Source organism: Clostridium sp. JNZ X4-2, from assembly GCF_054889485.1.
In genome coordinates, this window is record NZ_CM142685.1 from 3,134,670 (window position 1) to 3,150,344 (window position 15,675).

Consider the following 15,675-nt stretch of genomic DNA (forward strand, 5'->3'; position numbering starts at 1 on the left):
GTATGAACCAATAGCTTTTTTTTAATTAACCAGATAGTCCTTGTTATTGGATATATCCCGTGACATCAAAAATAAGCCCTATTTTATCAAGCCAAAAATGTATGCTTTACAATTGAATCAAGAAAATCTTCATTTGTCATTGCTTTAGCCCTTTTCCTTGGGCCACTCATAGGTTTTTCTGTTTCTATATTTCTAAGTATATTAAGTGCAAACTTCCTAAGTAATGATAGATTCTCTGGACTGTGTTCCTTTCTTGTCCTGTTAGAATCTTCATTAAACACTACATCAAGTACCCAATGCATACTTTCAATTCCCCAGTGCTTACGCACAGCATTTGAAAATTTTACAGCATCAGCCGGTAGAGAACTTATATAGTATCTTTTCTCTATTGTTATTTTCCCTTTTTCTTCACTCTTTCGTACAGCTATTCCTATACTTTTTAAACTTTTCCATTCACTGCGTGTACTGAGCCAATCTATACTTTCTGTAATGTAGTATTTTCGTACTTCATTTCTTCCATGTCCCTTATCTACTGTCATTGTATAATTGTATGGAATACCTTTAAAGCCCGTTTCTACTGCATCATCTAAATATTCTTTAACTTCTTCATAAAAAAGCTTCTGGTTTCCTTTTAGTGCAAGCACATAATCAGAATTCTTATCCACTATCGCTTTTACTATATCTTTCTGACATCCCATTGCATCAGTAGTTACAATACATCCATTAATATCTAGTAATTTTAGAAGTTCTGGAATAGCCGTAATTTCATTACTTTTTTCGGCAGTTTTTACCTGTCCTATAACTATTCTATATTTACTTGCCCATGCACTTACTATATGTATTGCTGATTTTTCTTCAGCTATATTACGTGCTCCGCATACAGTCTTTCCATCAATCGCTATAATAGATCCATTCAAACTTGCTGATATTTCTTCTATCCATTTCATAAAACTACTTCTAAATTCTTTTGGGTCAATCCATTCAAAAACTCTTTGCAAGGTATCATGAGAAGGTATCCCATATGGCAAAGTCAGATATTTTTTGAAGAAATCGATCCTGTCGTTTGCAAAATCTTCTATAGCCACCCAGCTGTCACAATTTGCTAATGTTGCAACTACAGCTATGAATAATATTGATGTTAGGTTATGTTTAATTTTTGTATCCTGTCTTTGATCTGTTATAAGTCCAAAATAATGTGTTAACATTTTACGTTTTACCATGGTATTTTACCTCATATAAATTTATATGATTTATAATACCACAATAATATGTTTAAAAGAAGCTCCAAACTTACTATTTTAGGCATTTTAACACTTTGTTTACTCATGCGTTAACCCTGGTGTTATTTTAAGGAGTGATCTACTATGGCTAAAATAAAAATAGCTAAAAGCACTGTACCAAATGCATTTACCCTTGGTAATCTTAGTTTCGGTATAATGTCTCTAATGATGTCTTTTGAAGAAAATTATATATGGGCCGGTTTATTCATACTGCTTGCATGTTTAGCTGATAGATATGATGGAAGGGTTGCTAGATTTCTAAATGTATCCAGTGATTTGGGTAAGGAATTGGATTCTCTTGCAGATTCAGTTTCCTTTGGAGTGGCGCCTTCGGTTCTTGCCTTTAATCTTTATAATTTTTCCAGTATGGGTTTGCTAGGTTATATATTGGTATTGTTACTGCCAATATGCGGGGCATACAGACTGGCAAGATTTAATGTCACTGAATTTGACGGAGAATTCTTTGGAATCCCAATAACATTTGCAGGTATGTTCATGGCACTTTATTGTTTAATCACAATAAGACATCCTCTTCCCCAAGAAGCTACAATCTTACTCATTATAGTACTTTCCTATTTGATGATATGCAAACATAGATTCAAGAAATTTTAATTTATAAAATCATAAAGGAGAAATAAGTATAGATAAACTTTTATACTTATTCCTCTTTCATGTCGTTATCTATCTCATCCAGACTATTGATGAACAATTCCTCATCTATTTCTGTTTCTATATATTCAAATTTCATCTTTTTCTTTATAATTTCAGTCCTCATTTTACAGTACTGAGCATATTCCACAGTAGATTTATCTATTGCATTTATGATCTTGTCAATTACATCACCCAGCTCATCTGCCCTGTGCAGTGCATCCTTAACATCCTTTTTATGTGCCGCTGCAATGGAATTCAATTCTCCCGCACCTCCCACCAGCAATCTATAACAGTTTGTCAATTTAGACAATAAATCTGTCAGGTTATTTATATCACAATAATAATCTTCAATTACCTTTCTATGAGACATATTTACCACCCTGACCAAAATTTATAGTATACTATATTATTTATATTAAAATTATATGAAATTATAACTTTACATAGTTTTTAATCTTATCTTTACGGAAAACATCTCCTCAAATAAAATAAAATTTCTCAAAAAAGTGGCATGAAGAAAGCTTTCAAGTTCGGCCACTGAATAGGCAAAAAAGTCAGCACCTCAATAGTGATGACTTTTTTGTAAACACTTTCCAGGTGATAACTTATATGGCCATATTATGTTTGTCTTTATATTGGCCTTCCCTTTCTTTTTGGGAGCTATTATAATTATCATCAAGCTGCCGGTTAATATTTAAGATAATATCCGGTTGTTTTCTGCATTTCCATAAAAACCTGATAAAACCACTGGCCAGTAATACAATAAAAATATAAACAAGTAGATTATTAGGATATGCTGGAATTGGATAAACACTGCCTATAAACGGTATAAGCACACTAATGCCTCCAATTACTGATATAATTATATTTGTTGCCCTTAACTTCTTTTTATGATACAAGAATATGGGAGCTGCTATATCAATTAATAGATAAGTGGTTAAAAACCCCAAGGAACTTATACTGCCAACTAATCCCCAAATTCCCGACAGCCCAACTTTTGATAAAGTTAAAATTGTAGGTACTACAAATGTTATAATAGATACAATACCTATTGCCACATGAGGTGTTCTATTTTTTTTATGTGTATTTGATATATTTTCATTTAAAATACCGTTTTTAGACATTTCATATAATCCTCTGGCACCAGCATTTATACTGGCTAATACCACTGCAAGAGAACTGACAACGGCACCTATTGTCAATAATACCGCTAATGCGGATACTCCAAAATGAGCCGCCACTTCTGTCACAGGAGCCTGACTTGTGGTATATTTATCATTTAAAAACCTAAATGCCGATATATACACATAGGAATTAACAATATAATAAAGTCCTGCAATAAAGGCACTTAATGTCACCGCTTTAGGAATATTTTTCAAAGGGTTCTTTGCTTCATCTCCAAGCATAGTTGCACTTTCAAAACCTACCATACACATAAATGCCAGAATTGTACCCTGCATAACTCCTGAACCAGAAAATGCTTTTACATTTAATTGTGCTGCATCCACATTTGAGCCTAGTTTAAAAACTACAATAAAAGCAAGTATGACCCCTATTATCAATGAAGCAATCTCAATATAAAGCATAACCTTGGATGATAAAGAAATATCTTTCCATGCTAAAAACCAAGCTGCAAATGAAACTATACCAATAATCAATACCGATGGAATATAAATACCAATTGGATTTATAATTACATTTAAGTAGCTGGCAAATAAAGGTGCAACTGAAGCAGCACAAGCAATATATGCAATAACAAGTGCCCATGCACCAATTATACCGAATCTCGGTCCTATACCCTTTATGATATATCCATATAACGACCCTGTTCCTAAATATTCTCTTGCAAAACAGTTAATATTTTTACCTATAAAAATCACTCCTATAACAGCAATAGCAAAAGATAGCCATGTTCCATTTCCCGCACTGGCTGCTACCATGGGAATTGCTACTAAAGGCCCACCTGACGGTCCAATAGTTGCGATAGATTGTGCAAATAAATCTTTAAATTCCAAGCACTTCAATTTTAGTCCCGAATTATTATCATATACCATATTATCTTCCTCCATATTATAAATTATTTTTTATAAAAAAGGCTTTAAGCAATTAAATGTTTTGCTTAAAGCCTCCGGTTTTCCAGTGAGCAATTTATAGTTATTTTTTATATATGGCTGCACAGCCAATTATATAGATCCCTGATTACTTCATCTCTATTCACTTCCCTCAGCATCTCATGCCTTCCATTTTTATATGTTTTATATGTTGTATCCTTTATTCCAAATTTTTTATATGTCTGAAATAGTGTTTTTATGCTTTCTCCGTAGTTCCCAAAAGGATCATCATTTCCCGATATGGAAATTATAGGCAGATCTTTAGGTATTTTTTTAATAACTTCTTCTCTATGCAAATTTTTTAAAGCATAGATGAAATCTTCATAATATCCAACTTTATAATCTATGGCTGCATAAGGAGAGCTTAATGTATTTTCAAGCATGGTGAAGTCACTGGTGAGCCAGTCATAATCTGTCTTTGCAGGCTGAAATTTATCATTATAATGTCTAAAAAAATAATCTGCAGTTTTTACACTTTTACCCTTTCTTCCAACCTGGGCAACCTCTTCTTCCACTACTTCAATCAATTTTTCTATTCTTCTTCCATCAATTGGCCCGGTAGTTCCAGAATATATAATCCCATTTACTTTACTTCCATATTTATATGCATATATCTGAGCCAGCACAGATCCCAAGCTATGTCCTAAAAGGAAATTTGGTAACCCTGGATTTTCAATTTTTATAATATCCGTTAATAATTTAATATCTTCTACCATCCACGATATTCCATCCTCACCCATATAACCTGCACTTTCTTCATAAGATGGTTCATTTATGTTTCCCGCTGTCCTCCCATGACCACGGGCTTCATTAACATATACGGCAAAACCCAATTTAACCATATTCACACTGAATTCCCTATAATAATCAGCAGTTTCACCCATTCCATGTGCTACCTGTATAATTCCCTTTATTCTAGATTCATCACATGGCAACCATTTTTTAGTAAAAAGTTTTACATTCTGCTGATCTCTGTAAAAAAACGTTTCAGATTTATATTCTATACTGTTACACATAATATATATACCTCCAGAGAATATATTTTTCTAATCTGCATATGTCAGATTTTATCTAGAGCTTGTTCAAAATCTGCTATTATATCTTCAATATCCTCAATTCCTACAGATACTCTAATCAATTCAGGTGTTACACCTGCAGATCTCTGCTGCTCTTCATTAAGTGCAATATGTGTTGTACTTGCAGGATGAATCACATATGTTCTCACATCTCCCAGATTAACAACTATGGAAGCCACCTTTAAACTCTCCCCTACTTTTTTTGCCGCTTCAATACCTCCTTTTACACCAAAAGTCAAAATCCCACTAGCACCTCCTCTTAAATATTTTTTAGCTCTATCATACTCCTTATCCGATTTCAGATAAGGATACTTTACCCACTCAACTTTAGGATGTCTTGAGAGGTATTTAGCCAGACTTAATGCATTTGAGCAGTGTCTTTCCATTCTTAAATGCAAAGTTTCCAATCCTAAAATTGTTAAGAATGCATTCAACGGAGCTTGTGCTGCACCAAACTCTTCAACTAGATTTACTCTTAACTTACCGGAAAATGCTCTTTCTTTAAATTCATCTACAAATATTAAATCAGTTGGCCCTGTTGGAGTTGTATAGTCAGGGAACTTTCCATTTGCCCAATTGAAATTACCACCATCAATGATTATTCCACCTAAAGCTACTGCATGTCCATCTGAATATTTAGTTGTTGAATGTACTACAATGTTGGCACCATATTCAAATGGATTGATCAAATAAGGAGTAGCAATAGTATTATCTACAGCAAATGGTATATCCAGTTTTTTTGCCACTGATGAAAACTTATCAAAATCAAGAACATTAAGCCCTGGATTTCCTATTGTTTCTCCATATATAAGCTTAGTATTTTCTTTAGCAAGAGATAGTATTTCTTCCTCAGAGGCTTCCGGATCAGCAAAAGATACCTTGATACCTAACTTGGGCAAAATTGCATTAAAAAGATTATAAGTTCCCCCATATAATTTGGAACTTGCAATAATGTTATCACCGGCATTAGCTATGTTTATTATGGAATAGACCACAGCAGACTGCCCTGAAGATGTTGCTACTGCTTCAATTCCGCCCTGCAATTCCACATATTTTTTTTCCAGATCAGTAACTGTAGGATTTCCTATCCTTGTATATAAATATCCCGGAGTTTTTGCTGCTGCAACATTTCCAACTTCATCAAATGTGTCATACCTGTAAGATGTGCTCTGTACTATAGGAACTACTCTTGATTCTCCTGATTTAGGGAAATATCCAGATTGTACAGCTTTTGTCCCTATTCTAAATTCCTTACTCATAAAATCATCCTCCAATTTAAATGTTATTTATAATTTCTTATACTTTTCAATAATTCTGCCACTTCAATTTCCAGCTCATAAATCAAATTTTATCTCTTTAATCTCAATTCCCCACAACCTCACATTAATACCCGAAATTATTTTCTTATTTCAAAAAATTTTTTTAAAAAAAGACCATGCAGCATTCAATAAATGAACCTGCATAGTCTCTAGTATATCTGGTCAACTAAGTACATCATTTTAAAATTATATCTAAAATCACAAAAAACCTCTTATAGTAAACCTATGAGAAGCTCAATTCCATTTCTCATCTCTCAGGTTTAACCTGCTGGAATTAGCACCGTTAAATACAATATAATAAATCGCATTTAGGTTGCTGGACGTCATAGGACCAGTCCCTCAGTCACTCTTGATAAGAATCCACTATTAAATTAAATACACAATTAAAATCTGACCTCCAGCTTTTCCAGCTAAACAGTCTATGTATAACTTGTATATACTATACAAGCTTTTATCTTTTTTGTCAACATCAATTAAAGGATATTAAATATATAATATGATTGATTTGTGATAATGTCTTAGTATACCATTTGCGATTATGTCCCAAATAAATAAAAAATAATGTTAGAATATACCTCATGACAATAAGAAATGAGGTGGACATAATTAGAAAGGTAGAATTAAGTATGAAAGAAGATTTTAAATATAAGATTATTAAAAAATTAGTAGAAACCAATGGTAATAAGAAAGCTGCTGCTATTCGTCTTGATTGTTCTGTTAGACATGTGAATAGAATGGTAAATGGATATTGTGCTAAGGGCAAGGATTTCTTTGTCCACGGGAATAAAGGCCGCAAGCCTATCAATTGCTTTTCAGAAGAGACTAGACGTAAAATTATTGATTTATATCAAACTAAATATCATGGAGCAAACTTTACACACTACTCTGAGCTTTTAGCTGCTTATGAAGGCATTTCTATTGCTCCTAGCACTATTAACACAATCCTTATGGCTGAACATATCATATCTCCCAAAGCCTGTCGTGTTACGAAAATGAGGGTGAAAATGGAATTACTAGAGAAACAAAAAAGTTCCAATTTATCCACAGACGATAAGTTAGAAATTGATAGATCCATTATTGCTATTGAAGACGCTCATCCGCGCCGACCACGTTGTGCTTACTTTGGTGAAATGATCCAGATGGATGCATCTTTACATCTTTGGTTTGGAAACACTAAATCCCAGCTCCACATAGCCATTGATGATTCAACTGGTGCTATTGTTGGCGGGTACTTTGATGAACAGGAAACCCTGAAAGGATATTACAATGTATTGAATCAGATTCTTGTACAATACGGTATCCCATATATGTTATTCACTGATCGAAGAACTGTATTTGAATACAAACAAAAGAAAGCTCCAACTACAGAGGAGGATACCTTTACACAATTTGGATATGCCTGCAAACAATTAGGTATTGAAATTAAAACTAGTAGTGTCCCTCAAGCAAAGGGTCGTGTAGAACGCCTATTCCAAACATTACAATCACGATTACCCTTAGAACTTGAGCTAGCAGGTGTAACAAGCCTGGAACAGGCAAATGAATTCTTGAATCACTACATAAAAGAATTCAATACCAAATTTGCTCTTGAAATCAATCATACCAAATCTGTGTTTGAAAAACAACCATCTATTGATAAAATTAATTTAACACTTGCTGTTTTAGCAGATCGTAAGATTGATTGTGGACATTGTGTAAAATTCAATAATAAGTATTATAAACTTGTTGATGCCAACAACCATCCTATTTACTTTAGAAAAGGTACTGATGCCTTAGTTATAAAAGCCTTTAATGATGGTTTATACGTCAGTGTAGGCAATAAAATATATGGTTTAGAAGAATTACAGGTTCATGAAACTAAGTCAAAGAATTTTGATTTTGTAGAAGATAACCCTAAAAAACATAAGCGCTACCTGCCACCAATGAGTCACCCTTGGAAGCAAGCATCATTCCAAGCATATCTAGAAAAGCAAGCGCATAGGGCAAGTAAGACTTGCTAATGTTAATTTAAAATAAATAGATTCAAAAACGACCTCTGCATTTTTTTAAAAAAATATCAAGCAGTAGGTATGTTTAGTGTACCTAAAATTAGGACTTAAAATAAGTAGAGCACCAATTGATTATTGGTGCTAATGTTTCACTTATTTTGGGACATTTTCGAAAATGGTTGACACATCAATTAAAGGATATTAAATATATAATTGAATCAAAAAATAATACTGCATGGACAGATTACCTGGTTAAAGAAGAAGGCTGGGATTTATATTTTTAGCTTTACAACATAAAACTCATTGAAAAAGATGAAATGCAAAGAAATGCAAAGAGATGACCTCTATACAATATAGAGATCATCTTTTCGCACTTATTCTTCTATTTTGATACATATATGCCAGTGCCTTGTTCCTTGAACAGCTTATAGGCTTCCAGAGCCTCAGCAGCCTGTTCAGTTGAAAGGGAATTATAACCGGTCTGTTTGTCAAGGCTGAACCCTCCGTCAACCTGATAGCTTAAAAGCATATCCATTAAATTCCTGCCATTTTTAGTGAACTCACTTCCTGCAGGATCCACCCCGTTGCTGCAGAGAGCTATTATTACCTGGGATAAACTCTGGCTGTTTTCTGTACCCATGGAAGAATATCCTCCATCACTGTCCTGCATGGAAGAAAGTTTTTCAATTCCACTATCTATAATCTGTTTTACATCTTGCCTATCTGCATAAGGTGCCAGAGCCGTGAGAGCCATGGCCGTCATATCCGTATCCGCTTTGTCAGTGATGCTCCATCCATTATCTGCTGTCTTGGAAGATATTATTTTATCAATTAATTTATCTTTGTTCAGCAGCGCATTGTCCGGCAGGTCAAAATTCCCGGAATCCAGAGCTATAAGTCCAAATATGTATGCATTTACCCCTTGACTGTCCATATTTGTGTTGTTGTATATTTTTTCTACTAAATTATCCCCCCCAAAATTCGTGGGATCCTGCCCTATGGATGATAGAACAATTGTCATTCTTTCATAGTCTGTAGGATCTAAAGAATCTGCTTTTGCCGAACTCAAAGTATTTTTCAGAGAGGTCAAATAACTTGAAGGAACTTCTTTTCCATGCTTGTATACCACAAATGCCTGCCAATCATCTTCGATTCCATCTTTTAAAATTCTGTCTACAGTTGTATTAAGTGCATTTTCCACCCGGGATTTATAATTATAATCCTGGGAAGCAGGGCTCAATTGGAAGGTATACCTGGCATCATCTTTTAAATATCTGCTTCCTACAGAATGAACTTTACTTCCTATATTTAAAGTATAGATTTCACCCTGCTTGTATCCGCCTTCTGGAGCATCTACTTCTATCTTGTTGTTATCAAGCAATTTTATATTGGTGGATAGCACATTGCCCTCACTATCCGTTACAGTTATGGCATTCTTTGTCTCATCGTCAAAACCTACATACTGATTGAATTTTATGGTCCAGGATTTATCCGGGTCAGTTATGGATTTATCTGCTGAGGCAGCCTTTGCAAAAAAAGGCTGAACCAACAATGTTGAGCTTATTACTGTCCCCAAGACAGCATATTTTATCTTTGATCTTAACATTTTATCTTTTCCCTCCCGTATACAGTTATTTTAATAAATACAACTTAGTTGCTGTATCCATTTTCAACATACTTCCAGATTACAGCATCGCCGCTGTTTAACACATATTGTCCGCTTCCAACACTTGCCTTGCTGAATTCAGACTGTCCTTTTTTCTTTACATAATAACACCAGCCGGATAGTGGGCCTTCTGCTTTTTCCTTCAATCCATTTATATCTGAAAAATAGACAGTAGACCCGGTTCCCTTAGTGGTATAATTTATTTTAGCTTCATCCAGAGCTTTTTGAGTTATATATCCCACAGTTTGTCCATCTATGTTGTCCAGATTCTTCTGTAAAACTACTGTATTTCCATGTATGGCATCAATAATTTCAATAGATGATTGTTCTGCTGGTTTCTGGGAACTTGTACCATTTGTGCCGGATGTCTGGGCCGAGCCTGACTGGCTGGAAACAGCCTGCCCTGCTTGACTATTTCCTTTTGAAGTCGTATTTGAACTATTTGAATCAGATGCTGCAGCTGCTTTACCGGATGCTGCAGAAGTTTGGGAACCATTTTTAGCTTCAGATTCACTTTTATCGGATTTATACACATCTTTAGACTTTCCCTGAGTGTTTTCAGCACTCATCTGCTTATTTGTAGTAGTACTTGTATAGATTTTCTGGGCCTTGATTGCAAATGCAAATACCACCACGCAGACCACAACGGCAGATATAATGACTGCATACTTTTTCTTTTTACTTTTCATTAATTCCATCTCCCCCTTTAATACCCGTATAACTTATAATTAATCTTCTCTTATAACGCTGAAGTACCGGTAAAAATCTTTTGTAAAATATAATGGAAAATACAAATGAACTGGTGCCGTGCAGAATATCAAAAGTCAATCCGGAAGCATAGGCACCTACAATAGTCCAAAATTTTATGGGCTTTACAAAAGCTAGCACATACTGAAGATTCATAATCCAATCAAACATGAATCCAAATAAAAAACATATGACTGAAAATTTAAGAGCGGAAACTTTTCTATCATCTTTTCCCAAAACTCCGGAAACAATTCCCACAAGGCCCCAGGAAAACATCTGCCATGGAGTCCAGGGTCCCTGGCCAAAAAATATGTTTGACAAAAATGCAGATGTACTTCCAATTAGAAACCCCTCATAGGGTCCAAATACAAAACCGGAAATTGCCACCAGAAAAGTTATGGGCTTTACATTGGGAACTACCGCAAATATTATTCTGGAAACAGCTGCAAAAGCACTCAATGTAGCTATAATTGCAATTTCCTTCGTGCCTGAGTGACTCTTTTCAAAATAAAAATAACTCATAAAAAGTATTGCAAAAACTCCTATAGTACATATAAGTGAAATTCCCGTCTGAAAATTGCTTTTAACTGTAAGTACCATGAGCACTATAATTATAGCAGAAGTAACAGCAATAATTAATTTCTTCATATTGAACACCTTCCAATGGCTTCTTCCAGTGTGAATATACTGCTGTCCTTGTCTCTCAGCAGTTTATTCATGGAAGTGGTATAAAATATTCCGTCCCCCAGTACCTGCTTTTTGCCGCCGTCTGCTACAATACTGCCGTTGAACATGACCATATACCTTTTGCAAAAATTACTGGCAAAATCCGTATCATGAGTTACAAGAATAATGGAAGTACCCTTTTTATTGAGTTTCTGAAGCAATTTTCCCAATTTATACTTAAGCCCGCTTTCAAGGCCTCTCGTGGGTTCATCCAAGAAAATCATATCCGGCTGCAGAACAAGTATGGATGCTATAGCCACCCTCTGACGCTGACCTCCGCTTAAATCCCTTGGATTTTTATCTTTTAAATCATATATTTCAAGTTCTTTTAGAATATTCTCCACTACTTTTCCATCGTATATTCCATAATTGTCCATAGTAAATCTGACTTCCTCATAAACACTGTCCTTGGACAGATAATCATTGGGATTTTGAGATACATAGCCTATGTGTCTGGCTATCTGTTTTATATCCATTTTCGAAGTATCTTTTCCATAGAGCTTTATTGTGCCTTCATACTCCTTAAGTCCCAATATAGTTTTCAAAAGAGTGCTTTTTCCTGCACCGTTAGCTCCCATTATGGCAATAAATTCACCATCTCTTACAGTAAAATTTATATTTTTTAAAATTTGCTTTGAACTGTATTTACAGTTCAATTTCTTTACAGAAAGCACTTCTTTCACATTGTTCTGATCTTCAGTGGCAGCGACTTCATTTTCTGGTTTGATACTGAGAGAACTGTTTAAAATCTTGACTCTGGCATCTTTAAAATCCCTTGGCATACTATCAAAGTTCATCTTTTTGAAAAACTTTAGATAATCAGGCATAAACATAAACTGTCTGTTATTACAATTGTAATAGAAATCACTCTTATCTTCAAATAATTCCAAAGTACCATCATTCATAGTGGCTATGGAATCTACAGTATCAAACCACCTGTTCACCCTCTGTTCTATTACTATTATGGTTATACCAAGTTCCTCATTTATTTTTTTTGTTATATTGAGCATTTCCTCTGCAGAAGAAGGATCCAGCTGTGAAGTGGGTTCATCCAGAATTATGCAGTTAGGCATATATACAAGTGCAGAGGCTACTGCCACCTTTTGTTTCTCCCCACCCGACAGGGAAGTTATATCCCTGTCAGCCAGATGAAGTATTCCTGAAAATTGAAGTGCCTCATAAACCCTTCTCTTTATTATCCTTTCATCCACTCCTATATTCTCCAGGCCAAAGGCTATTTCCCTGTGAACTTTATTCATCATGAGCTGCTTTTCCGGATCCTGAAATACCATAGTCACCTTCTGGGCTCTTTCTTTATGATCCATATCCTTTAAAAATCTGCCGTCTATTTTTATTTCTCCGCCTATAGTTCCACCGTAAAAATTGGGAACTGTCCCCACTATTGCCCTGGCAAGAGTTGATTTGCCGGATCCGGATCTCCCCGCTATTAACAGAAAATCATTTTTCTCAAGGGATAGATTTATATCTTTCAAAGACCTTTCCTTTTCCATAGGATAAGTAAAATTCAAATTTTCAATCTCTATATATGCCATATTCCCTCTCCTCGCCATTTAATATTACTGTTAGTGAAATAGCCACTATAAAAGCAAAAATAACAGCTATACCAATATTTATGAAGTTCACAATGGTTACACCATTGTATATATCAAATTTTGCCCATCCTTTAAACTGTGCTATTCCATAAAATACAATGAGAGTTATGTTTAAAATTATTACCTGCCAGTCCCTGCTTTTAAATTTCTGCCTTTCATAAACGCTTCTGTTTCCACTTAAAAATCCCCTGACATAAGCCGCTTCTCCTATGTTAAAGGAACCTTCCATGGAATCCTCCAGCAATATTGACATCACCGGAATATAACTTGCAGCTTTTTCCCTGGCTTTTTTCCTGTGAAATACCACACCTCTTATTTCATATATTTCTTTTAAATTTTTAAATCTATCCTTCATGCTGGGTATAAGCTTGAAACTTATCATCAGCATAAGGGTTGACTTTGGCATTATGGAGGAAAAATAGGAAACGGCCCTGTCGGAGTCAATCATCAGTTCCAATATCAAAAACAGATATATAACCGCCAGGAACTTAAAGCACATCACCACTGCATATACAAAGGCCTCCAGTGTGAATCTTTTATGAAACAGATAGAATAGTGTCGTTCTTCCTGAACTCACAAAGAGCACATTTAATAGAATTATAAAAAAGGCAATGGGTACAAAATAATAGAGTGCCACTTTAAATTTATGTTTTTCATTGCAGAATAATATCATGGATATAACAAATACATATACAGATGCAAGTACTACCGGATTGTCATTTGAAAATATTATCATCATCATGGAGATAAAAACCAGAGAAGCTGTAAGCACATGGTACTGTTTAAAATCAATGAAGTATCTGGAATTTTCTCTATTTTTATAAGTCATGGATTTTCACTTCCTTTAAGCTGTTTAAAGAATGGCTGTAATCCAGCAGCCATTCTTTAAGTATTCCCCAAAATATCAGTTTATAGGTATTTCTATAGTATCAGAAAGTGGATTATCCTTGTCATCCAAAACAAAGGCTTTTAATGTATATTTTCCCGTAGATGGAATCTGCATAGATGCATCTATTGTAGATGATTCAGCATCTTTTATAGACTGACTTACACTCACATGATTGATAAATTTACCTTTATTATTATCATCATACAGAGCTACCATCAGTGTAACCGGCTGATCCTGAGAAGATACATTTTCAGCTTTTATTTTTATGTCTGCATCATTTCCCAAAGAAAAGCTGGTGTTTTCAGTTAAATTTTCTATGTGAACTATTTCCTTGACTACAGTAATTTCACATGTATCTTCTACGCCGGAATTATCTGTAGCAGCAGCTGTTATAGTGGCCTGTCCTTCTCCAACTGCAGTAACCTTACCATTAGAATCAACTGTAGCTACATTATTATCAGAACTGCTCCATGAAATTTTATCATCACCAGGTAATGAAGATGCTGTAAGCTGTACACTTCCACCCTTTACTAATTTATCTTCACTTTCATTTAAAGTTATGCTAGTTGCAGGAACATAAAATCCCTTGTATACAGATCCTTTTCCTTCAGTTAAAAGTTTATAGGATACTAATGCTTCCAGTCCCTGGTTTGTGGCATATACATTTACACTATTACTATCTGTATAGCCAAATCCTGATTTATCGCTAACGGCATATCTTAAAAGAGCATCTATAGGATTCTCATTTTTTATAAACCTGCTATCTGTAGTAGGATTTATTCCATTGTCACAAAGACCAATTATGACCATTTCTGTGCTATTGGAGTTTTCCCCGCCATAACAAGATGTAAATCCCCCGTCTTCATTTTGTTCATCGGAAAGTTTCTGTACTGCACTGTCTACTGCAGATTTCACTTCACTATTCTTATAATAATAAGGTGCAAGAGCTGAAAGTGCCACAGCTGTGGTATCTGGATCCATAACATATTTTTCTTCTGCACCTGGAGTCCACTGGTTAACATTAGAGTACCAGGCACCATTTTGCCTGCTGGAATCACTCAATATAGCATCAATTAGTTTTTCTCTCGTCCAAACAGCATTTTGAGGTACATAAAAATTTGCCGCGTCTAAAGCTAAAAGAGCATATAAATAAATATTCATTCCTCCATTTTTCATAGTCTGCTCATCACAGTTATATATATTTTCTACAAGATTTACGCCCTCAAAATTGGTAGGATCTTTCCCTTCTGCCAATAATCCAAGTACGCCTTTTTCATATGTTCCAATCGTTGGAGTTTTCAAGGCTTCTTTAAGATTATCTACATAATTCGATACTGTATCTTTGTCAGCCTTGTACAGTGCCAGATTTGCAATTGCCCTGTCCACAGCTATCCAGCCATTGTTATTTTCATCATTCACCGTAGCACTTATATTATCTATAAGTTCATTTACAGAATCCATATAATCTGTCTGTCCGGTAGTTTGTCCCTCATCTGCAAATACAGTACTTGTAGTACTTCCTGCAACACCTATTACCATAAATGCAGATACTATAAAAGATAGAAATTTTCTATTAAAATTTTTCATCACATTCACCCCTTATACCAAA

At 34.8% G+C, this 15,675-nt stretch carries 13 protein-coding genes and 1 riboswitch; of the genes, 2 read left to right on the top strand and 11 right to left on the bottom strand.

Annotated features, from left to right (window positions below; genetic code table 11):
- Positions 1-86: 86 nt before the first annotated feature.
- Positions 87-1,220: an ISAs1 family transposase gene (locus ACYUJ6_RS15105; RefSeq protein WP_461842474.1), complete on the bottom strand. Its 1,134-nt coding sequence runs from the start codon at positions 1,218-1,220 to the stop codon at positions 87-89.
- 144 nt (positions 1,221-1,364) lie between these two features.
- Here ACYUJ6_RS15105 and pssA point away from each other — a divergent pair, with 144 nt between their 5' ends.
- The gene (gene pssA, locus ACYUJ6_RS15110; protein ID WP_461843525.1) at positions 1,365-1,892 is read left to right on the top strand and encodes a CDP-diacylglycerol--serine O-phosphatidyltransferase; all 528 of its coding nucleotides are present in this window, start codon (positions 1,365-1,367) and stop codon (positions 1,890-1,892) included.
- A 46-nt stretch (positions 1,893-1,938) separates the two neighbouring features.
- Here pssA and ACYUJ6_RS15115 read toward each other — a convergent pair whose 3' ends face one another.
- From ACYUJ6_RS15115 to ACYUJ6_RS15130, 4 genes are all read right to left on the bottom strand, one after another.
- On the bottom strand, positions 1,939-2,301 hold the full coding sequence (locus ACYUJ6_RS15115; RefSeq protein ID WP_461843526.1) for a hypothetical protein: 363 nt from the start codon (positions 2,299-2,301) through the stop codon (positions 1,939-1,941).
- Between the two features lie 235 nt (positions 2,302-2,536).
- Positions 2,537-3,985, bottom strand: coding sequence for an APC family permease (locus tag ACYUJ6_RS15120; protein WP_461843527.1), 1,449 nt, complete (start codon positions 3,983-3,985; stop codon positions 2,537-2,539).
- A gap of 107 nt (positions 3,986-4,092) precedes the next feature.
- On the bottom strand, positions 4,093-5,058 hold the full coding sequence (locus ACYUJ6_RS15125; RefSeq protein WP_461843528.1) for an alpha/beta hydrolase: 966 nt from the start codon (positions 5,056-5,058) through the stop codon (positions 4,093-4,095).
- 44 nt (positions 5,059-5,102) lie between these two features.
- On the bottom strand, positions 5,103-6,377 hold the full coding sequence (locus ACYUJ6_RS15130) for an O-acetylhomoserine aminocarboxypropyltransferase/cysteine synthase family protein (protein ID WP_461843529.1): 1,275 nt from the start codon (positions 6,375-6,377) through the stop codon (positions 5,103-5,105).
- Between the two features lie 304 nt (positions 6,378-6,681).
- Positions 6,682-6,796, bottom strand: a riboswitch (SAM riboswitch).
- 267 nt (positions 6,797-7,063) lie between these two features.
- Between ACYUJ6_RS15130 and ACYUJ6_RS15135 the strand changes: the two genes are divergently transcribed.
- Entirely contained in the window at positions 7,064-8,437 is a 1,374-nt protein-coding gene (locus ACYUJ6_RS15135) for an ISNCY family transposase (RefSeq protein ID WP_461843530.1), read from the top strand.
- 370 nt (positions 8,438-8,807) lie between these two features.
- Here the strand turns inward: ACYUJ6_RS15135 and ACYUJ6_RS15140 are convergent, their stop codons facing one another.
- The 6 genes from ACYUJ6_RS15140 to ACYUJ6_RS15165 all read right to left on the bottom strand — a co-directional run bounded on the left by ACYUJ6_RS15140 (position 8,808) and on the right by ACYUJ6_RS15165 (position 15,653).
- On the bottom strand, positions 8,808-10,031 hold the full coding sequence (locus ACYUJ6_RS15140) for a prenyltransferase/squalene oxidase repeat-containing protein (protein ID WP_461843531.1): 1,224 nt from the start codon (positions 10,029-10,031) through the stop codon (positions 8,808-8,810).
- A gap of 44 nt (positions 10,032-10,075) precedes the next feature.
- Positions 10,076-10,780 carry a DUF4430 domain-containing protein gene (locus tag ACYUJ6_RS15145; RefSeq protein ID WP_461843532.1) on the bottom strand — a complete coding sequence of 235 codons (705 nt, stop codon included), beginning with the start codon at positions 10,778-10,780 and terminating at the stop codon, positions 10,076-10,078.
- On the bottom strand, positions 10,770-11,486 hold the full coding sequence (locus tag ACYUJ6_RS15150) for an ECF transporter S component (protein WP_461843533.1): 717 nt from the start codon (positions 11,484-11,486) through the stop codon (positions 10,770-10,772). Before ACYUJ6_RS15150 ends, ACYUJ6_RS15145 begins: the two co-directional genes overlap by 11 nt.
- Positions 11,483-13,117: an ABC transporter ATP-binding protein gene (locus tag ACYUJ6_RS15155; protein ID WP_461843534.1), complete on the bottom strand. Its 1,635-nt coding sequence runs from the start codon at positions 13,115-13,117 to the stop codon at positions 11,483-11,485. The genes ACYUJ6_RS15150 and ACYUJ6_RS15155 overlap by 4 nt, the downstream gene beginning before the upstream one ends.
- Positions 13,098-14,006: an energy-coupling factor transporter transmembrane component T gene (locus ACYUJ6_RS15160; protein WP_461843535.1), complete on the bottom strand. Its 909-nt coding sequence runs from the start codon at positions 14,004-14,006 to the stop codon at positions 13,098-13,100. The genes ACYUJ6_RS15155 and ACYUJ6_RS15160 overlap by 20 nt, the downstream gene beginning before the upstream one ends.
- Before the next feature lie 75 nt (positions 14,007-14,081).
- Positions 14,082-15,653 (bottom strand): Ig-like domain-containing protein, encoded by a 1,572-nt coding sequence (locus ACYUJ6_RS15165; protein WP_461843536.1) that lies wholly within the window; start codon positions 15,651-15,653, stop codon positions 14,082-14,084.
- Positions 15,654-15,675: the final 22 nt, after the last annotated feature.